Genomic DNA, 20,549 nt, shown 5'->3' on the forward strand with positions numbered 1-20,549 from the left:
ATTTTCAGGTAGTAATGAATTCACATGACAAGTAAACGATCCATTTTTTTGTTCTGGGCACTGTTTCTGGTGCCCAGTCTCATTGTGGCGCTACTGGCCTTAAGGCTTCTTGCACATGAGCAGGAGCGCCTGAGCCGTTCGGCCCTGCTCTCATTGTCCCAACGGGCCCAGGCCGTGGCTGATACCATCCATGTGACAATGCAGGCCGTCCAGGACAACATGGCAAGATCTTTGTTGCAACTGCCCCCCACAACCCGATTGGAAGCCCTTAAATCCTGGGAACTGTCCAACCCCTTGATCCGCAATATTTTCATTAAATATCAAAACAAACCATTGACGTATCCTGTACCGGGCATGGGTTCCACCCCTGAAGAAAGACGGTTCACGGCCCGATATGAGGCCCTGTTTTCCCACAGGCTTTCCTTTGATTTCAATGAGATGATGTCAAAAAATGAAACAAATGCCACCGCTGCCATGGCATCGGAAAAAAAAGATTTAAACAATTTTAATGAGTTAGGTTTTAATACTGTACCGTCAGAAAAAATAACAACACCCGACGGATTGGAAGATAAAAGAACCCAGCCGGTACCTGGGGCAAAAAACACTCTACTGGCCCTGTCAAGATCTCCTCAACAGGCCATGCCCCAACAAAAAAATTTCCCAGGGCCGGGGCAAACTCTCTCTATGAGCCCTGAAAAAATAATGTCAGAAAAAAGCGGGTGGATTCCCTGGTTCAGTGAAAACCGCCTGTTCATACTGGTGTGGGGCCAACAGCATAAAAAAGGGCCTGTTTATGGGGTGGAACTTGAATTAATGACCTTGCTCTCACGCCTGGTGGTGGATTTTCCCCAGCTGGATGATGACAATATCGCACTGGTGCTTATGGATGGCAATGCCCATCCAATGCACCAGGCAGGTAAACTTGAGATAACCCGGGGCATAAAACCCCGTACATCCATTGCCATATCTCCCCTGCTGCCCCATTGGTCAATTGGTGTGTATATCCAAACAAAAGGGCTTGTATCCACCAGGGGGTTTTTATATATTTCCCGGCTCCTTCTTGGTATCTTTTTGGCTTGTATCATTTCCGGGGGTGCTCTTTTAACCCGTATGACTCTGCATAATATAAAGAACGCCCACCAGAAAACCTCCTTTGTTTCCTCGGTGTCCCATGAACTGAAGACCCCCCTGACCAGCATTCGCATGTATGCAGAGCTTTTGCAATCCCAACGTGTCACTGACCCAGAAAAGACCCAACATTATCTTTCAGTGATGGTTACAGAAACCCATCGTCTCACCCGACTTATCAACAATGTGCTGGATTTTGGCAGACTGGAGCAGGGCAAAAAAAAATATCACATCACCTCTTTTGACCTTTTACAACTGCTCAATCAGATCATTGACGCCCATGGTATCCGCATTCACAACCAAGGACTGAAAATACTCTTCACACCTGCCACCCATGAGAACAATAATTTTACCATAAATTCCGATGCCGATGCCCTTGAACAAGTCATTATCAACCTTGTGGACAATGCATTAAAATACGCTGGCGATGGAAATTTTATTGAATTTATCGTAAACATGGAAACTGATGAAACAAAAAAACAGTTGATTTTATTAAAGGTGTGCGATGACGGGCCGGGCATTCCCCCGGAACATTGCCATGAGATATTTGAAAAATTTCACAGGGTGGACAACTCATTAACGGCAACACATCCCGGCTCCGGCCTGGGTTTGAGCATTTCCAGGAAAATACTGCGGGATCTTGGGGGAGACCTGGAACTTGAACCGGGACCCAATGGCAAAGGGTGTTGCTTTACAGCAAGGATTAAAACAACATGACGCATATCCATATACTTGTGGCTGAAGATGATGACCATATTCGAATAGGACTTGTGGATATTCTGGAAAGCGAATCCTACAGGGTCACCCAGGCAGCCCATGGAAAAAAGGCCATGGAACGATTCAAAGAGAACAGGTTTGATTTGATTCTTCTTGATATCATGATGCCGGAAAAAAGCGGATATGATGTGTGCCGTGACATCCGTGCCATAGACCCGCAGGTTCCCATCATCATGCTCACGGCCAAGGGAGAAGAGATGGACAAGGTAATAGGTCTGCATTCCGGAGCCGATGATTACATCACCAAACCCTTTGGTATTCATGAATTACTGGCTCGAATCACCGCTGTGCTGAGGCGTTCCGGGCTCTCTGGAAAAAAAAACGCAAACGCTGGCAAAAAAAGCTGTGACGATGCGTCCACCGGGGATGTTTTTTCCTTTGGTAACTATCTGGTCAATCCCAAAACATTTAAACTGACACCACATCCCCGGGCAAAAAAAATTTTACCATCCCCACAGTCACACATATCGAATCAAAAAAATAAACCGGTAAAAAGCAAAGAGAACACGAATAAAGCCAAGGAAGTGGGAGGGGAGAAATCCCAGAAAGAGATTGTCGGCATTGATATCACAGAAAGGGAACTGAGACTTATTCAATTTTTCCACCGGCATCCCGGAGAAGTATTAAGCCGGGATACCCTGTTAAATGAAATCTGGGGAATAAACTACCTTGGCACCACCCGGACCCTGGATCAACACATTGCAAAGCTTAGAAAAAAAATTGAATCCAATCCATCCTGCCCCGGCATTATCACCACTGTCCACGGCGTGGGATATCGCTATGTCCAATAGCCGTGGCAGGCAATCTTGAAAAAACATTGCCATGGATGTACCAATGGGGTATTTTCACCCAAATTAATGATAGCTGCCACGGGCAGATCGAAAAACAAGGATAAATATACCACATGATCACTTATATTAAACTGACGCTGACAGCTATTTTCTGGGGCGGCACTTTTGTGGCCGGAAGATTCATTGCATCGGATGTTTCACCGGTGAATGCCGCTTTTTTACGTTTTGCCATTGCATCATTTTTTCTGATCATTTTTACAAAAAACATTGAAGGTAAGTTTCCGGCAATTTCCCGGAAACAGATCCTTCCCATATTATTATCAGGGGCCTCCGGCGTTTTTTTGTATAATATTCTCTTTTTTGAAGGGCTTCGCTATATCCATGCCGGAAGGGCCGCATTGATCATTGCCTTAAACCCCATTATGATCAGCATTTTCTCTGCCATTCTGTTCAGGGAAAAACTCAATTTCATCAAAGGTTTTGGCATCATTCTGTCGGTTACCGGTGCCCTTGTGGTAATTTCCAACGGTCACTTGACAGACATCATGGGGTATCACATTGGTAAAGGAGAATTGCTCATTTTTGGATGTGTTGTCAGTTGGGTGAGCTATTCCCTGGTGGGAAAAGCTGTGATGAGCTCATTATCTCCTCTGGTTTCCGTTTGTTATTCTTCCGTGGCAGGTACAGCACTCCTGGCAATTCCCTTTTTATTCAATGGTCAGTTCCATGAAATAATTAATTACACAATATTGGATTGGGGAAACCTTTTTTACTTAGGATTCTTCGGCACAGTGCTTGGTTTTTTCTGGTATTATGAAGGTATTAACAGGATTGGTGCCATGAAAGCCGGCGTCTTCATCAATGTGGTGCCGGTCAGCGCCATTATTTTGTCCTGCTTTATACTTGATGAGGCCATTACCCCGTCTCTTTTTTCAGGTGGGGTATTTGTGATTTCAGGCGTTTACACCACCAATGCATCCCAGACAATTAAAAGCCGCATGGCAAGGCTCATCCACGCCGTGAGATAATTCGGGTGCCGCATGAATCAGCCGGCATCTTTTTGAAAAGTTTTCTACATGTTTCATTTCTGCTTTACACTTTCCAGAGCAATGTCTCCATTTTGATGATAAGTTTTCAACAAAGTGTAAGCTGTTTTTTGGGTCATATGAAGGATACTGAAATTTCCATTTACTTATCCTCAAGCATCTTTTCCACTTCAGACATTCTTGTTTCCACAAGTTGCTCGGGGATATAGACTTCACCACACACCGGGCATCTTAAAATATCTGTAAAAAAACTGTGGCCCAGATATTTAAAATCTGTCTTTGTGGGCTCCAACTCTATTTGGCAGCGATGACAGATTTTCACACCATCTTCCGACATTGATCAAATCTCCACAATGGTCATGCGATGACCATATCCATTGATAAGTTCAAACCCATTTTCCCTGGGCAGATATTCGGCCCAGAAGGTCATATTATTAATTTTTAAATGGCCTGTAAAATGACCTGTCTTTGGATCAAAAATCTTTTTTCCACTGTCTTCACAATGCTTTATAACAGCTTCCATATCCATTTCAAGTATCATTTTGCTGTTCAATTTTTTCTTAACCCGGGAAGAAATTTTCAAATAAAAACCTTTTTCATCTTCATTTTTTTTCCCTTCTTCATTTACTTTTTGTCCTACTTTAAATGTCTTCCCCCAAAAATTCATCAACATTTTTTGCTTCAGCTGAACCCGGTTATGTCGTCGAGCTGTATAGGTGGGAGGGGGCCGATGTGAATGGTGAAGGCTAAAAAGAATATCCAGAATATGAAAAACAGGTTTTCCGGAAGAGGCAAAAATATCCCGGCAATTGACGCAATAGGTAATATAGGGGTGATCATTCTGATTAACCCTTGATTTGATCATCTCATGGGTATAATTGGGGTTTGCAATGGATATATGCCCTCCCCAGCTGCAACATTGGGCAAGAGCACCTTCCATGGCAAGGGGCTCCATGGTGAAGCCTGATTTTGCAACCAATTGGCGGATACACTGCTGTAGCTGAGGTTCTTGCCGACTGGCACAGGGATCAAAAACCGACACTGTTTTTCCTGCACCGACCCCGGCAACAGAACAATTCCATTCCAGCAAAAAATCATATAAAAATACGCCCTCAATTTCCGGCAGATACTGCTTAAACATCTGTTTACATGTGGGGCAGGCAAAAATGGCCCCGGGTTTTCCCAAAGAAAACCATTGACTGCGAATGTTATCAATAACATTTTTATGAAGTTTAACCTCCCCGGCCCACTGGGCAGGTGCTCCGCAACAATTAAGCATCAAGGCTGTATCCGGCTTTTCAGCCAGAATTTTGCTATAACTTTCAATGACATAGCGCACATCGGAAGCCCCCAGCTGACACCCTGGAAAAAACATATATTCACTGCCATTGTATTTGTCAGGAATTCTGGTTAATTGGGCCTGATCACCGTTGGCAAATGCCATATCCTGTAACCAGAAATCATGATATGCCCATGGCATGGCCCCTTTTTGCGTCATGGCAGCATGGCTTTGCAGCAAAAATTCACCCACATCTATATTCTGGGGACACACTGTTTTACAAAGCCCGCAATGGTTGCAGGTGGAGATAAATCTTGTGGCAATGGTACCGTCCCCAGCCAGGGTGCCGGGGTTAATGGTGGCCTCCACATCATCTGCAATGTTTTGGGGATATTTATTGGAATGCCCCATGAGATCACAATAACGGACACAGGCGTCACAGGAACATTTCATACACCTTTTTGCCTCTTTTAAAGCTTCATCCCGGGTATAGAAAGTCCCATTGGCCGGAACCACCGGAGGGGCGGTTATAATTTGGTCTCTATCCATCCTGAGACGGGTTCCCCGGGGCTGTTCCGGGGCATTCATGGTGCCCACCTTGATATATCTCTCCATGGCATGCACCACCTTAAGGCCATCTGCCAAGGCCTTACAACTGTCACAGCCTGTCAGGGAGCCCCCCATGAAAACACCGGGCCGTCTGGTGGCAAAGGCCCCATTCTTATCTCTTATCAGACCAAAATCATCTCCGCCCTTTCCTGTGGCTACGTAGATGGCATCAAACGCCGGTTGCAGTTCATCAATGCTTGCAATTTCCCGGTGTAAAAGCGTATATGTCTCGTGAATAAATTGCCGTTCAATATCATCCAAAAACAGATCCGGGGGCAATAGATCCCACAAATGTCCGCCAATGCGCCGGGATTTTTCATAAACAGTGACATCATATTTTTTTTCACAAAGGCGAAGGGCGCAGGCAAGACCGCTTATCCCGGCCCCTATAATGGCCACCCGCTTATTTTTCAGCGGCATGTTGTAACTGTTGGGGGCGGTTCTTGTGGCATAATCCATGGCGGCTTTTTCCAGAAGCTTCATGGAAACGGCACTGTCTTTTTCCTTTCTGATGCACACCTTTTTACACGGTTCATCACACAGCCTGGAAACAATAGAGGGGAATCCCACTGCATTATGATAGGCCCTGAACGCAACATTGAACCCGCCCCGCTGCATCTTGTCCATGAATCCGGTCACATCCAGATGAAAAGGACAGACAGCAGTACAAAACGCCTGTTCATTTTGCAAACAATTTTCAACACCTTTCAGGTTGATATTCCAATAGCCTGATTTCACCCGGATAAACCTCCTTACAGGGCTTGATTTTAAGTTCGCCACTTTTGGCAACACATATCAGTTGTCAATAATTAAATGGCTGAAATTTGTAATGATATTAGTTTTTTGAAAGTTTTGTGCGTACCCACGGGGCAAAGGTAAAACCAAGTTCTCCTTACATTTACACAAGCAAACCCAATATTTAACTTTGTGGATTGTAAGATCTCAATAACCTGGGGTGATGAACCCGCTTCAACCTTAAACGCTGATTGGCATTTGAAATGATTTCCTGAATGCCCTGATTTATTGAGATCTTACTGTGGATTCATAATGTCCGTAAGGGCAGACAATCCATATTATATATTGCCACCACGGACACACCTCATATTGCACCTTGTTTTAGCCACAACAAAGATAAAAATGTCCCGAATTTACAGGTAAAATCCAGAAAGGATTTTCAAGCTTTGTTGTGGGTTGACCAAGATTAGACCATGTGCAACTCCCCCCCCCTCTTAGTAAAACTTGGAACCATCACTTTCACCCAAGGACTCAAACATATCATGACCCCGGAATTTAACGGGATTTGCCTTGATATTTTCCAGCTCATCATAGAGATCCGAACCCAGAAAATACTTCTTCGGAGGCTTAATTTTTTTACCTGCTGCCAGTGTTTCCAAACCGGCTTTTATCTTTTCGGGTTTTGCAGGCAAATCAAATATCCGCACACCACAGGCATTATAAATGGCATTGATAACTGCCACATGACCGGAAGACTGGAATGCCTCAGAGGCTCCGGAAGAGCCAAAGGGCCCATCTTCCCGGGGATTTTCACAAGGAATGAGAATAATTTCATCGGGGATATCCTTGATATAAGGCACACCGCTTCTGGCAATATTGGTGTGTTTTTTTACATCACTGTAATCTTCGCTCAAGGCAAAACCGATGCTGTGGGAAATTCCGCCATAGGCCTGACCGTTCACCGCATCAATATTACCGATTTTGCCAACATCATAGACACAGACAAATCGCAACACAGTGGTCTTGCCGGTGGCAGTATCCACCTCCACCTCTGCCATATTCAGCACATAGGTAAATGCCGGGGTGGGATCTCCAATTCCGGTATTGGGATCAAGTCGGGTGATGGAAGTATCTGTCATGCAGGTATATGTTTCTTCATACCGGGTCTCAATTCCCTCTTGTTTCATCTCCTCGTAGGTTCTGTAGGTTCCGTCCTCTTTGCGCATGGCTGCCATGAGTTTTTCTGCGGCAAGTTTTGTGGCATGGCCATTCATATAGTGGGAACGGCTGGCAGCGGACATGCCGCTGTCGGGACAGATTTTGGTGTCGTTCTGGCACAGTCTGACCCTGTCCGGTGTAACGCCCATGGGTTTTAAGGCTTCAAGGGTGACCATCAAAGAGCCCACATCACCTCCCTGGCCCAGATCCTGCCATGTATCATACTTAAGAATCATGTTATCTGCATCCAGTTCCAGCACAATGGTGGCTTGATCTGTACCACCCTCGGTGACATTAAATCCACCCCAGGCAATGCCCACGCCCCTTCTTTTTTCCGGTGTATCCTCAGCTTTGGCCCGGGCAACGGCGTTATCATAATGGGGGCGCAGTTTTTCCATCATCTCTTCCATGGGATAATCTTTAAACACATGGCTGTTTATGTTTGTGTCCCCGGGTCTTGCAATATTTTTCCACCGGAACTCAAAGGGGTCAATATTCATTTTTTCAGCCAGCATATCCATCAATGCCTCGGACATGGTGTATGCCTGGGGAGACCCATAACTTCGATATGCCGTTCCAAAGGTATGGTTGGTATTGGCCACCCGGCACAGCCCTGCCACATGGGGTACTTTGTAAGGGAAAAAAGAAAAACGCACCGGTTTTTCCATTACATGATCCCCTCCCCAGGAGTATGCGCCGTGGTCCAGTCCCACATCAAATTCCGCACCGGTTATCTTGCCTTCTTCATCACAGGCCACCCGTCCATTGGAAAAGGAAGGGCAGCGTTTGCCACTGAAGTGCTGGTGCTCTTCATAGGTTAAAGAAAGGGCCACAGGTCCATTTACAGCAACAGCTGCAGCACCGGCCAGGCAAAGATCTCCGGCATTGGTGGACCAGCCGAAACTTGCACCGTTAAAATTATCCACAATGCGAAGCTTTTCCCGGGGCACGCCAAGGGAGACACCAATACGGCTGATGGATGTGTAAAGCCCCTGGGACTTGCATTGAAATGTTAAAGAATCATCTTCGTCAAAGTATGCCTGCACTGTGCACCCTTCAATGGAAAGATGGGGTTCCCGGGTGGAATAAAAACTGCCTTCCACACTACAGGCAGAATTATCAAGAATTTCCGGCACCTTTTCTGCATCTTCCAGGGCATCTCCCTTTAAAACCGGCTGAACGCAAAAAAGATTTGGAGTATCATCATGGACACGGATGGCATCGGGCATCACCGCATCCAGAAAGTTAAGGTACTCTGGAAGCGGTTCAAAATCCACCTTTACTTTGGCAGCTGCGGCCCGGGCCTGGTCAAGGGTGTTGGCAACGGCCAGGGCCACCACATCCCCATAACGAAATATTTTATCATCGCAAAGAATCTTTCGGCTGGGCAGTGTAACAGTGCTGCGTTCGTGGAGATTGGCCTCGGCCATCTGGTTGGTGCCACCGTTTGCCTTTATCTCTTCATGGGTGATGATTTTAACAACACCGGGCATTTTTGCAGCTTCGGCAGTATCAATGTTCAGAATTTTTGCATGGTGTGCCACCCTTGGCTGTACCACTGCCACATGAAGGGTTTCCCTCGGCATTTTCAGGGCCATGTCTTCACCGTAATCGGCAAGTCCGGTGACCTTGGCAAGGGCTGCCGGCCTTACCAATGGCTTTCCATAACATTCATTATCTTCAGGTACCTTGTAAGTGATATCCTCAATGGTGGCCTCCCCCCGGACAACCTTTGCCGCAGCCATCACTGCATCCACAAGTTGTTTGTATCCGGTACAGCGGCACACATTACGATGTTTTTGAAACCAGTCCCGAACTTCCTGACGGGTGGGATTATCATTCTGTAAAAGCAGGGCATACGAAGAGACAATAAAACCGGGGGAACAGAATCCGCACTGAACGGCCCCATGATTCATCCAGGCCACTTGCAAAGGATGCAGATTATCGGGAGTTCCAATGCCTTCAAGGGTTGTAATCTTACTGTACTCTTCAATGGTTCTCACCTTTTTGGTACAAGAGCGAATCAGCTTTCCATTTAGTATCACCGAGCATGATCCGCAAACCCCTGTATCACAACCGACTTTAACACTTGTGAGCCCGATGCGGCGTAGCACCAAGGCCAGGGAGTCTTTTTCCGGATCACAAATAAGCATGCGATCAGCACCATTGATATTTAACCACATTTTTCTTGGTTTCATAAAATAAATTTCCTCCGGATTTTTTTAATCATTAAATTGGGCATCCTTATATATAATCCCAAAGGAGATGTTTGCACTTTGTTAAAAAATATTCCCGGAAAAACTAATATGTTCTAAAAACTGCAAAGATTAAAATGTAAGGAGGCCTGGAATTAAGTTTATAAAATATGAACAATTCAATTTTCGGATTGTTTAACGCAGAGGATATAAGTTGTCAATATTAATATATTTTTTGGCATAAATACCATAAAAACCTTCTAAAATATGACGATTTAAACCCAAAACCGACCCAAACGAACTTCAAACAACTCTATTTTGACATACATAAGCTGCATCATTGTCAAGCTTTAATCCCAACAAACAGCACATGAAAAAATAAAAACTTGAACATAAACATGCAGATAATGATAGAATGCCCCATTGAATGAGTAAATATTTGGCAGCCCCCCATCTTCACCTGTTTTGATGGACTCACCAGACATTGGTATGCGACACGACGGTCCCAAACAGGCAAATATGAGGCTCTGCCAAAATATTTACATAACCAAACCCATACCTGAGATCTGTTGCCGTAAAAGAAAGGAAACAAATGACCCGACAAATAAAAACCCCGGCGGATTCAGAATGTTTTATTGCAGAAATTATCGGAGAAGAAAGTCTTATCGGACAACGCATGTCCGCAGGAAAGCTGTTTCAAATGATGGATATTGCCGCAGCCAGTGCAGGGGCCAGGCATTCGGAATCCTCCCTTGTGACCCTTTCTTTTGATCGCATTGAACTGCTTGATCCCATCTGTCACAGGGATTACGTCCGTTATGATGCCTATGTGATTGAAGTGGGACGTTCTTCCATGGTGATCAAAGTAGATGGATCCTATAAACCCCCGGGCGAGCTGGAACCGGTGCCGGGCCACAGCCACATCATTACCATGGTGGCCATTGATGAGCACAGAAAACCCAATAAAAATATTCCCAAACTGGAATATCGAACCCCCAAAGACCTTGAATTGAAAAAATTGGCGGAAATGAGGCAACGTTTTTTAACCGGTCGCCAAAAAATGAAGCGATCTGTTTTCAGTCTGGAGAAAATCCCGGATGAATGGTTGAGGGATTACTATCATCGCAAGGCTCATTTTACCCCCAAAGCCACAGAACTTGTCACCCGAAGACGTTTTTTACCCCGGAATACCAACGTGCTTGGCAATATCTTTGGTGGTGATACGGTGGAAATGATGGCAGAACTGGCACTGGCCACGGCCCGGCAGTTCACCGGTAACCACCGTATGGTGACCATTGCCATGGAGGATGTTTTTTTTCTTAAACCGCTTCAGCTGGAAAATATCTTTGAAATGTGCGCCCATGTGATTTTTGTTGCCAACACCACATTGGTGGTGGAAATAACGGTGAAAGCAGTTCCATTGTATGACACAGAAGATTCTTATGTCACCAATAACGGTTTTTTTACTGTGCTGAATTACGATCGGTCCGGAAGAAAAAAAGCAATTGCCAACGGCCTTGACATGACCCGATGTGATCTTGAAACCCGCCGGCACTATCTCAATGAGTTGGTCAAGTACGAAAAACGAACGGGACGTCAAGTCACCTGGAACGGTTAACGCTTATTATCCAGAACATCCCGTACCATCTTTGCCATGTCGCAAAGAACCACAGGTTTCATGAGAAACCCCCTTATACCCATTTTGTCAGCATCTTTTTTGCTGAAAGATTCACTGAATCCCGTGCAAATGATGATGTTCACATCAGGTTTCAACAAAAGTAATTCCCGGGCAAGCTGTTCTCCGGTCATATCCGGCATGGTCATATCAGACATCACCAAATCATAGGAGTGGGGGGTTGTGGTGAATTTGTTCAATGCCTCTTTACTGTGGTTACAGGGAGTCACACGATATCCCAATCGTTCCAGCATCATTGTTTCCATTGTCATAACGGCTTCATCATCATCCACCAGGAGAATGCACTCATTTCCCATGGGCAGCGAAGCTGCATTTTTGTTCACTGCATGGGGATTAACTCTATTTTTAATCATGGGAAAATAAACATTAAAGGTTGTCCCTTTTCCAGACTCACTGGCAACCTTTATTTCACCATTGTGGGCTTTTACAATGCCAAACACAACGGCAAGCCCAAGTCCGGTTCCCTTGCCCTGTTCCTTTGTTGTAAAATAGGGATCAAATATTTTATCTATCACGGCAGTATCAATTCCACAGCCATCATCCATAACGGTTAATTTTATATACCTTTTCGGTTTTATTAAAGAAATTTCAGGAGACTCATTTTCCATCCCCAGAACCACTTCCTCCACCTCGTCAAGTTTAACAATAATTTTTCCATGTTCCCCCACGGCATGGTAGGCATTGGTAATCAGATTCATGGCAATTTGGTGGATTTGTATGGTATCGCCCAGAATCATGCCGCATTCATCTTGAATTTGATTTACAATTTCAATATTTGTGGGGATGGTTGCTCTGATCAATTTTAAAGCCTCTTTTAAAATCATTTGAACTTTTACAGGAAGCATTTCAGACTGTGTCTGGCGACTAAAAATAAGAATCTGTTTCACAAGATCCCGTCCCCGTTTTCCTGCTTTAACAATGGCCTTTATATTGGAATGCTCCACACTTCCTTCCGGAAAATTTTCCAAAAGCAGTTCAGAAAATCCAAGTATTGGAAACAAAATATTGTTAAAATCATGGGCAATTCCTCCGGCAAGGCTCCCTATGGACTCCAGCTTCTGGGCCTGCTGAAGATGGGCTTTCATTCGTTTTCGTTCCGTAAGGTCACGGACCACAGAAACCCATCCGGTCCGCACACCGGAATCATTTGTCAACGGCAGCACAATATGACTTGAGGGAAATGTGGTGCCATCTTTTTTTTTCATGATAAACTCAAAATCATTTAAATAACCGTCTTTTTCCATGGCCCGGTGCAAATGCCCTTGAAATCGATTTAAATGAGATGAATCCACATGGAGAACCTGCGTTGTTTTTCCCATGAGATCTTTTTTATTGAATTTAAAAATTGATTCAACAGCTTTGTTACATTCAATGATTTCTGGAGGAACATCGGAATTTAAAAGGAAAATTGCATCCAAATGGCTGTTATATATTTTATAAAACCGATCTGTTGTTTCCCAAAGCCTTTTTTCAACCTGTTTTTTTGCCGTGATATCCCTTACAATACCTTGAATTATAATATTTTTTTTATCCACAATGCTGCTGCTGATATCCACATCAATGACAGAACCGTCTTTTCTTTTAAAGCGGGACTCAAAAATTATATATCCACGTTGCTGTGTCTTTTCCAAGGCATTTAATGACAAAGAGCGATCATTTTCAAAATGAAGATTCTGAACAGATAAATGTTTAAGCTCATCCACTTTGTAACCCAACATCGACTCAGCCTTTGCATTGGCATCGATAATAATTCCAGAGGAGTCATGTAAAATAACGGCATCATTGGATGCCTCAAAAAGAGAGCGATATTTTTCTTCGCTCTTGCGCAGGAATTTTTCCAATTTTCTGCGCCCAAAAATATTGACGATTAAAAAAAAGATCAACATCAAAAGAGCAAAAAAGATAGATACGGTGACCCAGACAATGACTTTATGAGCTTTATAAAAAGAACGGGGCTCATTGAATATCAAACTGCCAGCAGGAAGGTCTGCCCTGGAAATATCATGGGCTTTAAGCTGTTCATGGTCAAATACATATCGATTGGGACTGTCTGTGATAACATCAATCTGATCTGGTGAAACACCGGAAATAATCTGAAAAACCATATCACCCGCTGTCTTTGCCTGATCAAAATGACTGATTACCTTTCCCCCCAGAATGCCTTGCCCAATCCCATGATACCAAAGATGAAATAAGGGTATCTTTAAATCTCTTTTGATGGTGGACAGGGATTCATGAAATTGGAGTGTCTTGCCGGTTTTATCTGTATATGCCGAAAATAACAGCACTGCTGTTTCTCTTCCCATGGAGCTCAGTTGCTCACCCAGCTCTTTCCAGGTCATTTCCCCCAGAGGAATGTGAGAAAATTTTGTTTCACGAAATTGCGGAGCCAGCCGGTAAAAAGTGGCAAGATCAGCCTGCCCGCTTGGCAGACTATCTGCAATGGCCATCACCCGGGATGCTTCCGGTTGGAGTTTAAGCATCAGCTCAATGGTTTCAGCCATGGAAACGGCCTCAATCACTCCTGTGACAAAGGGGTTGTCATTTTGTGCACTGGCAAGTTCAACATTATTTACCCCCATAAAAACAATGGGGATTTCATTAAACAAAGCTTGTTGATGTTCAAGGGCAAATATCAGAGCATTATCATCCCCGGTGACAATGACATCATAGGGAGGCAGTTGTTCCAGCTTTCTGGCAAGTCCTTGTTTAAAAAGAATGATATTCAATTGATCTGAAAATCGCTTGGAATCCATAAATTCAATGTCAAGAAAAATATTTTTCCCTTCAAAGGAAGCGCTCAAGCCATCCACCTGTTGAAAAAATGTGGGAAATGCCGGATGATAAGCGCTTATGAATAGAACCCGCCTGTTCAAATCAAAATTCGGTGTTCCAGTTGAGGGAACAGGCCATTGAACAGATATGAACACCGCAACAAAAAGCCCCCAAATAATCCATGAACATTTAAAAATTTTATCCACATCCCTCTCCCATATATGAAGATCAGTCCCTTGATCCAATTTTAAATATTCCTTATGGACAACAATCAATCAACCGTACAGATGGGTTGTCAAAATTAGACCGCCAATTAGTGCATATAGATAACTCAACTTTCGGTGTTCGCATTTCGTGGTGGGGTCAGGCGTTCGTTATTGACATTATCGAGGCTTTTTTCGTTGGCAAAGGCCTTGGTCGATAACATCAATAACAAAAGCCTGACCCCGTCGGTACACTGAGCCCATCGGTACATTTAAAAATGCCAGCTTTGAAATGAAGCCCGAAAGTTGAGTAGATAAGTCATCCTTTTATCATGGCTATTACAAAATTAAAACCACTGCCAATCCCAATCCCACCATCGTCTACTTGTGAAAGATATCAGCCTTATGGTATTATTGGTTTAACAATGACAATACCCTGAATTCGAATCACCCAGGCTGACCCATGCGGTAAGCAAACATCGTCCCAACTGATTTTTAAGGAAGAGAAAGAAAGAAGCTGGGAAACTCATACATGAAACAAAACAACAAAAAAAATAAATTTAGCTATCCCTATCTTTTCAGCCCGATAACAGTGGGGGGATACCACATGGCAAATCGCCTGGTGGCTCTGCCGGTGCATACAGGGTTTGCCCAAACCAATGGGAATCCCAGCCCATGGATGGAAGCGTTATATTCCCGATTGGCAGCATCAGGAGTTGGCATGGTGGTTGTTGCCAATGCCGCAGTTTCCCATGATGGCGCGGTCTCCAGATTCAATCTAATGGCGGATCGGGATGAATTGCTCCCAGGATTGACCCGACTGGCCGAAAAAATCAAACAAAATGGTGCCATTGCCTGTCTTCAATTAAACCATGCCGGTCGATTTGCAAAGACAAAACGTCCTCTGCTCCCCTCCCCCATCATCAGTACAAACCTTTTTTTTAACATGGAATCTTTAAAATATTTCCTGCATTTCTTCCCCTTTGAAAAACGCTTTAAACTCACACGCGCCTTTATTCGTCAAATAGCAAACTGGAGACATGCCATGACCGCCGAAGACAGGGAAAGGGTAATGAACGATTTTGCCAATGCTGCCGTAAGAGCCTATGAAGCCGGATTTGACATGGTGGAACTTCATGGGGCAAATGGATATCTTTTATGCCAGTATCTTTCATTGTTTACCAACAAACTAAAATCTGACTCAGGCTTTGGGGGCAATTTTCAAGGTCGAGTGGCATTTCCCCTGGAGGTGGTTAAAAGCGTTAAAAAAAGGTTGCCTGAAAATTTTCCAGTGGGATTCCGGCTCATCCTCCGGGAATGGGTGCCGGATGGCATTAATTTGCCAGAAGCGTTGGCTTTTGCAAGCCTTTTGGAAAATGAGGGTGTTGCCTATCTTTCTGCCTCGGTGGGTACTTACAACTCTATCCTCTCGCCTGAAATTTTAAAAAAGATGGATAAGCCAATATATCTTGATGCCGATGTAAAAAAGCTAACGGCCAAGGTTAACATTCCAACCATCATTTCTGGAAGAATAACCACTCCCTCCCAGGCCGAGGCACTTATCCGCCAGGGAACGTCCGATCTCATCGGTCTGGGACGTTCTCTTCGCACAGACCCTGAATGGGTGGTAAAGGCGAAAACGTCCTGCGAAAAAATCATCCGGTGCACCAATTGCAACCAGTGTTTAAAAAGGGTCATCCTGGAAAAGGGGTTTAATTGTCGACTATGGCCTAAATCATACCAGGAAAAAACAGTACTTGAACACAAGATGCTGACCCGGAACAGGAAATAATCAGAGGTTGTTTACGCATTTTTCTGCTTCCCCTTTTATGGTGCAGATGGCATGATTCCATACCACATCATGGGCATAATCTGGAAACAAATGTTTAAACAGTGTCCAGAAAATTCTACCCGGCCAGGTCCTACCCTTTTGAAAATCAAAGGCAGTATAGATTACCAGTCGATTGTTTCCATCCCTTGTCGGGGTGATATCAAAAATTAATTTTCCCTGTTTTGTAAAAAGCTCTGCTGGCTCATAGAACAACACCCTTTCCGGAAGAACTTTAATCAGTTGGATATCCATGGAAATGGGTAACCCTTTTAAACGATATTGAACAACCGCGCCTTCCCGAAGGGGTGTGCCAGACACATTTTTCACATCCACAAATCGAAGTTTGAGAAACTTGCTCTGGATGGTTCCAAATTTGCCAAGCTCCTGAAAAATTGCGCTGGCATCGGCCCTGATTTTAATAGCATACATTCGTTCCATTTCAGGGTGTGGGTCCAGGTCTATCCCTAAATGCCCGGCAATGGATTTTTTAAAATAATCACGTTTTTCCTTAATAATCACCGTTGGATATCGACCCTGATCATCCCAATTCAAATCAAAAAAAATTTCCGTTAAAATATTTCGACATGTTTTATATATTCCCCTCAAAATTGAAGAAAAAACAGCAGGGGAAACAATATTCCTGCAAACCTCCCCATAATCTGCAGCACCACTGCCCACCTTCCATAAAACCGCTCCCAGGGGCCATTTAGTTTTTTCTTTGAATTTCATCTCTGTGGCAAAGGTTTGATATAAAATTCGACTCAAAAGAGTGGAAGAGAGAGCCATCTGGGTCACCCCCATCACCCGTTTACCATGGTGATTGTCCTTTTCAAGCCACTTTAAAACCCACCCACATCCCTGGGCAAGACTTTTTTTATCCACACCTTTATGAATAACTGTCTGAGCAAGTGACCGGGCGCTTATAAAGGCAGAAAAGAGACCATCTCTGTAAAGGCGTGCTCCCAGGGAATCTCCAGCCATGGCGATTTTATCACAAAATGCTTCTTTGGCAGGTGTTACGGCCATGCGTGGCGCACATCTACAGGTCACAGGAAATTTCCGGGCAGCGTAAGCGAGTGTACTTTCATTGACAACAGCATTGTCAATGGAGAAAGCGTTTTGACATTGCGTTGTATCCCCACATTTCGAAATTTTATGGATTGTATCAAGACCGGGTAAAATCGTTTGAACATGGGGTAAGGAAAGAAATCCATGGATAATCCCATTGATATCCTCAGAAGATAAGGTTTTATCAACACTCTTTCCGGTGAGGGCAACAGTAAGGTAGTCACCCTTAGGTACCAGGGCAACGTGATCAAGTTTCAACTCTCCACCACCTGATATGATGATATAGATTTCCCTGTGCATATATTTTTTTAAATAATTTTTACCCGGTTTTAATTCAAAAACAAGTGCACGTTTTGTCACCGGTGGTGTGAACAGGGGATTGAGCCGCTGATATGATTTCCAAAACAAATTTTCTTTGTGGTTTTGATTGTGGTTAACGCCGGGGCAGATACCAACAAAATCAGATTCAACTGAAAAACTATTCCCCACATGCGGTTTTATGCTCAGACAGGGGGTTACCATCTCTTTGTTTACAGGAAAATTTTGTGGTCTATAAAGAGAAGGATAGAAATATTTAATATTCAGAACTTCTCCGGCAATAAGTGTTGCCCCTTCATCAACGGCCCTTTGTAATAGAAATGCGTCAAATCCCCGGGGAAAATTGGGGTGCAGTTTTTGTCGTCCGGGGGGTAAATTTCCCCTGAATACTGACACAAGACGTTGGCCCACAGGCACTTTTAAAGGGAAATTTTTCCAAAAACCATGTATCCAAATGTGGGAAAAACTTTCTGCCACCATTTCCCGGGGCAGAATGATGCCGCATTGTGTCAGCTCTTCCAGTAATCGGGGGGACAGGACTCCGGCACAAAAATTACACCCATTGAACTTTCGGACAGTGCCATCCTGGTCAAGGACCAGATTTTTATCAACTATGGTAACATAGATATCCAGATTGTTTTTTTTTGCCTCCTTGAGTAAATGTATCCCCAAAAAAGCTCCGGCAGGACCGCCGCCCAGGATAAAAATTCTGGCTCCATCTTTAAGTTGCAAAGGTTTCTCAAGCTGTTTATTTATCATTTTATTTCTCCCATAACTCCCACGGGCAGACCGTATTCTGATATCGTTCCCCCCAAAACAAAGTTTGAAAAACCAGTGGCTTGCACGATTTTTTTATATAAAACAAGGCCTAAGCAGCATTTGAGCTATCTTATATTTTACCGGCATTGAGAAGATCACACAGCAATTTTTTATAATTTATCCCAGCCTTTGCAAATCCTTTGATCCCATATTTCATATTGGCTTCCAGCACATAAAATTGCCCATCCTTTTCTACGATGTCGATCCCCACATCGTCCCATCCACATAGAGAGGCGGTTTTCAGCGCCAGCTCCAGGGCCTCTTGGGGCACCGGGTTAAAGGAGATATGACCGCCCTGGAACACATTGGTGCGAAAAGGATCAACTCCCAGCACCCGCCAATAAGAAAGCACAACCTGCTTTCCAATGATGACCACCCTTATATCCCTGTCAATGGGAATATAATTTTGTATATAAGCAGGTCCGCCCCGGAAAAGGTATTTTGTCAAATCGTCACGGTTCCGGATGAGGTAAACGTGGCGGCCCCGGGAAGATCCCCGGGCTTTTTTTGCCACAAAAGGGTATTGGAAAAAATCTAAAATCTGTTTTTTCTGCTGTTTTCCAAAAAATATGTAAGTCCGGGGATGGGGAAGCCCCATCATCTGAAAGATGACTGTTTGTCGAATTTTATCCTGGGCAAATTTATAGGTGTGAAAGTTTGGAAAAGTCTCTTTACCCATGGTGTGAAACAGATCAGCATAAAACGAGGTGGGATAATAGATCCGAGGTGCTTTTAAAATGACATCTTGATCCAGGGGAGAGTAATCGGAAAAATTCGGCTTAAAACCCACCGTTCGAACCTGGGGGCAATGGGATAATCTGACACCTATGGCAATTGAAAATTTTATAATTTTTCCCCTTTTATTATGGATTCGGGCATAACAGCATAAGAAAAAATTTTCCCCTTTTCAAGGGAGCCCAGTTTATGATCCATCAAAAGCGCCCGGGCAGGATTAAGAGTAATCAGCGAGATGGCCTCTGAAATGGAAACAGACTGCTCAATTCGTTTAAGAAAGTAAGATAATTCATTCCATAAATTGAGATCATGGTTGGATGCAATGCTGTCTGTGCCCAGACAGACCCGGATACCGGCATCCAGAAATTTTTCCCAGGGGGCCCGGCCCACCCCAATGAACTCATTGCTCCGGGGGCACAGGCATACATTGGTAGCAGTGTTTGCAAGTGTTTCAATGTCTTTGTCCGACACCTTGACACAATGCACTGCCAGGGTGGTGCTGTCCAGCAATCCAAGGTCCCGTCCATGCTCAATGGGGGTCTTCATGGGTGGAACATATTGTCCCAGCAAATTGTTTTGTTCCAGCAATTTATAAAAGCTGTTTTTTTCTCCCATGAGCATGCCGATTTCATCTTCATGCTCAGCCATATGTATGGAAAATGGAAGCCCCATTTTACTGTCCTTGCGTTTGATCTCTTTGAGCATGGCCGGATGGGTGGTGTGAAGGGCATGCCCGGCCCCTGCAACGGCCCCCAGATCTGTTTTCCCATGGGGAAAGATTCCAGCCTGGGAAACGGCAGGTAAAAAACCAAAGGCTTCAAAAAAACAGGTATGATAAATTCCCAGGTTTGTCAAAATATCAATTATTTTTCCATTCTGGGGTGTTACTATATCGCCGTAACAGCAAACCCCTTGGTCCCTTGCCGCAATTACAGCCTGTTCAACGGCAATAAAATCAATTTCCCTGTAGTTATGGGCCATCATACTCAAAAGCCAGGGAATAAAACCCTCACCGGATACGGTTTTACCTTTAAGTTTTGATAACTCCAGATGACAATGGGCATTGACAAGCCCTGGCACAATGGTCACGCTTCCCAGGTCTGTCACCTCTCCGGAACAGGCATTTTTAAATTGAGAATAGGTTCCCACCCCATGGATGACATGGCCGTCATGGACAATACATCCATTATCAATGGGCTCTTGGCATGGATTACCGGTGATAATTTGTTTGCAACGAATATATTCAATTTTTGTCATATCATTTCCTACCTCACAGAGCTTTTACAGAACCACGATAGAGCTTTGGACTGGCGATTACATAAAGGT

At 44.2% G+C, this 20,549-nt stretch carries 12 protein-coding genes; 5 read left to right on the forward strand and 7 right to left on the reverse strand.

Translation table 11 applies throughout. From position 1 onward, the window contains the following. The first annotated feature begins 24 nt into the window (after nt 1-24). The 3 genes from B9A32_RS09150 (at nt 25) to B9A32_RS09160 (ending at nt 3,724) form a co-directional block, all read left to right on the forward strand. On the forward strand, nt 25-1,845 hold the full coding sequence (locus tag B9A32_RS09150; RefSeq protein WP_084068594.1) for a sensor histidine kinase: 1,821 nt from the start codon (nt 25-27) through the stop codon (nt 1,843-1,845). Beyond that, complete coding sequence (locus B9A32_RS09155; RefSeq protein WP_084068596.1) at nt 1,842-2,696, forward strand: response regulator transcription factor; 855 nt, start codon at nt 1,842-1,844, stop codon at nt 2,694-2,696. Before B9A32_RS09150 ends, B9A32_RS09155 begins: the two co-directional genes overlap by 4 nt. Before the next feature lie 113 nt (nt 2,697-2,809). Further along, nucleotides 2,810-3,724 carry a DMT family transporter gene (locus tag B9A32_RS09160; RefSeq protein WP_232367102.1) on the forward strand — a complete coding sequence of 305 codons (915 nt, stop codon included), beginning with the start codon at nt 2,810-2,812 and terminating at the stop codon, nt 3,722-3,724. 160 nt (nt 3,725-3,884) lie between these two features. On the opposite strand, the gene B9A32_RS09165 is transcribed toward B9A32_RS09160, so the two are convergent. From B9A32_RS09165 to B9A32_RS09175, 3 genes are all read right to left on the reverse strand, one after another. Continuing rightward, nucleotides 3,885-4,079 carry a DVU_1557 family redox protein gene (locus B9A32_RS09165; protein ID WP_084068599.1) on the reverse strand — a complete coding sequence of 65 codons (195 nt, stop codon included), beginning with the start codon at nt 4,077-4,079 and terminating at the stop codon, nt 3,885-3,887. Between the two features lie 3 nt (nt 4,080-4,082). Then, a complete protein-coding gene (locus B9A32_RS09170; RefSeq protein WP_170923773.1) occupies nt 4,083-6,368 on the reverse strand; it encodes a pyridine nucleotide-disulfide oxidoreductase/dicluster-binding protein in 2,286 nt (761 codons plus the stop codon). A 491-nt stretch (nt 6,369-6,859) separates the two neighbouring features. Next, the gene (locus tag B9A32_RS09175) at nt 6,860-9,781 is read right to left on the reverse strand and encodes a molybdopterin-dependent oxidoreductase (RefSeq protein WP_084068604.1); all 2,922 of its coding nucleotides are present in this window, start codon (nt 9,779-9,781) and stop codon (nt 6,860-6,862) included. A gap of 589 nt (nt 9,782-10,370) precedes the next feature. Here B9A32_RS09175 and B9A32_RS09180 point away from each other — a divergent pair. Beyond that, nucleotides 10,371-11,396, forward strand: coding sequence for an acyl-CoA thioesterase (locus tag B9A32_RS09180; protein ID WP_084068606.1), 1,026 nt, complete (start codon nt 10,371-10,373; stop codon nt 11,394-11,396). On the opposite strand, the gene B9A32_RS09185 is transcribed toward B9A32_RS09180, so the two are convergent. Continuing rightward, complete coding sequence (locus B9A32_RS09185) at nt 11,393-14,455, reverse strand: ABC transporter substrate binding protein (protein WP_139795772.1); 3,063 nt, start codon at nt 14,453-14,455, stop codon at nt 11,393-11,395. The two genes, B9A32_RS09180 and B9A32_RS09185, sit on opposite strands and share 4 nt — an antisense overlap. A 529-nt stretch (nt 14,456-14,984) precedes the next feature. Here B9A32_RS09185 and B9A32_RS09190 point away from each other — a divergent pair. Further along, nucleotides 14,985-16,244 carry an oxidoreductase gene (locus B9A32_RS09190; protein ID WP_084068610.1) on the forward strand — a complete coding sequence of 420 codons (1,260 nt, stop codon included), beginning with the start codon at nt 14,985-14,987 and terminating at the stop codon, nt 16,242-16,244. Here the strand turns inward: B9A32_RS09190 and B9A32_RS09195 are convergent, their stop codons facing one another. The 3 genes from B9A32_RS09195 to B9A32_RS09205 all read right to left on the reverse strand — a co-directional run bounded on the left by B9A32_RS09195 (nt 16,245) and on the right by B9A32_RS09205 (nt 20,480). Continuing rightward, entirely contained in the window at nt 16,245-18,428 is a 2,184-nt protein-coding gene (locus tag B9A32_RS09195; RefSeq protein ID WP_232367103.1) for an NAD(P)/FAD-dependent oxidoreductase, read from the reverse strand. A 130-nt stretch (nt 18,429-18,558) separates the two neighbouring features. Then, nucleotides 18,559-19,278 (reverse strand): ATP-grasp domain-containing protein, encoded by a 720-nt coding sequence (locus B9A32_RS09200; protein ID WP_232367104.1) that lies wholly within the window; start codon nt 19,276-19,278, stop codon nt 18,559-18,561. Between the two features lie 53 nt (nt 19,279-19,331). Further along, entirely contained in the window at nt 19,332-20,480 is a 1,149-nt protein-coding gene (locus B9A32_RS09205) for an amidohydrolase family protein (protein ID WP_084068615.1), read from the reverse strand. Nucleotides 20,481-20,549 lie beyond the last annotated feature (69 nt).

It is taken from the genome of Desulfocicer vacuolatum DSM 3385 (assembly GCF_900176365.1).
Lineage (GTDB): Bacteria > Desulfobacterota > Desulfobacteria > Desulfobacterales > Desulfobacteraceae > Desulfocicer > Desulfocicer vacuolatum.

What these genes read in the sequence shown, in the direction of transcription:
- B9A32_RS09190 (WP_084068610.1), top strand. Translation starts at nt 14,985, where the DNA reads ATGAAACAAAACAACAAAAAAAATAAATTTAGCTATCCCTATCTTTTC.
- B9A32_RS09195 (WP_232367103.1), bottom strand. Translation starts at nt 18,428, where the DNA reads ATGATAAATAAACAGCTTGAGAAACCTTTGCAACTTAAAGATGGAGCC.
- B9A32_RS09155 (WP_084068596.1), top strand. Translation starts at nt 1,842, where the DNA reads ATGACGCATATCCATATACTTGTGGCTGAAGATGATGACCATATTCGA.
- B9A32_RS09165 (WP_084068599.1), bottom strand. Translation starts at nt 4,079, where the DNA reads ATGTCGGAAGATGGTGTGAAAATCTGTCATCGCTGCCAAATAGAGTTG.
- B9A32_RS09160 (WP_232367102.1), top strand. Translation starts at nt 2,810, where the DNA reads ATGATCACTTATATTAAACTGACGCTGACAGCTATTTTCTGGGGCGGC.
- B9A32_RS09150 (WP_084068594.1), top strand. Translation starts at nt 25, where the DNA reads ATGACAAGTAAACGATCCATTTTTTTGTTCTGGGCACTGTTTCTGGTG.
- B9A32_RS09175 (WP_084068604.1), bottom strand. Translation starts at nt 9,781, where the DNA reads ATGAAACCAAGAAAAATGTGGTTAAATATCAATGGTGCTGATCGCATG.
- B9A32_RS09180 (WP_084068606.1), top strand. Translation starts at nt 10,371, where the DNA reads ATGACCCGACAAATAAAAACCCCGGCGGATTCAGAATGTTTTATTGCA.
- B9A32_RS09205 (WP_084068615.1), bottom strand. Translation starts at nt 20,480, where the DNA reads ATGACAAAAATTGAATATATTCGTTGCAAACAAATTATCACCGGTAAT.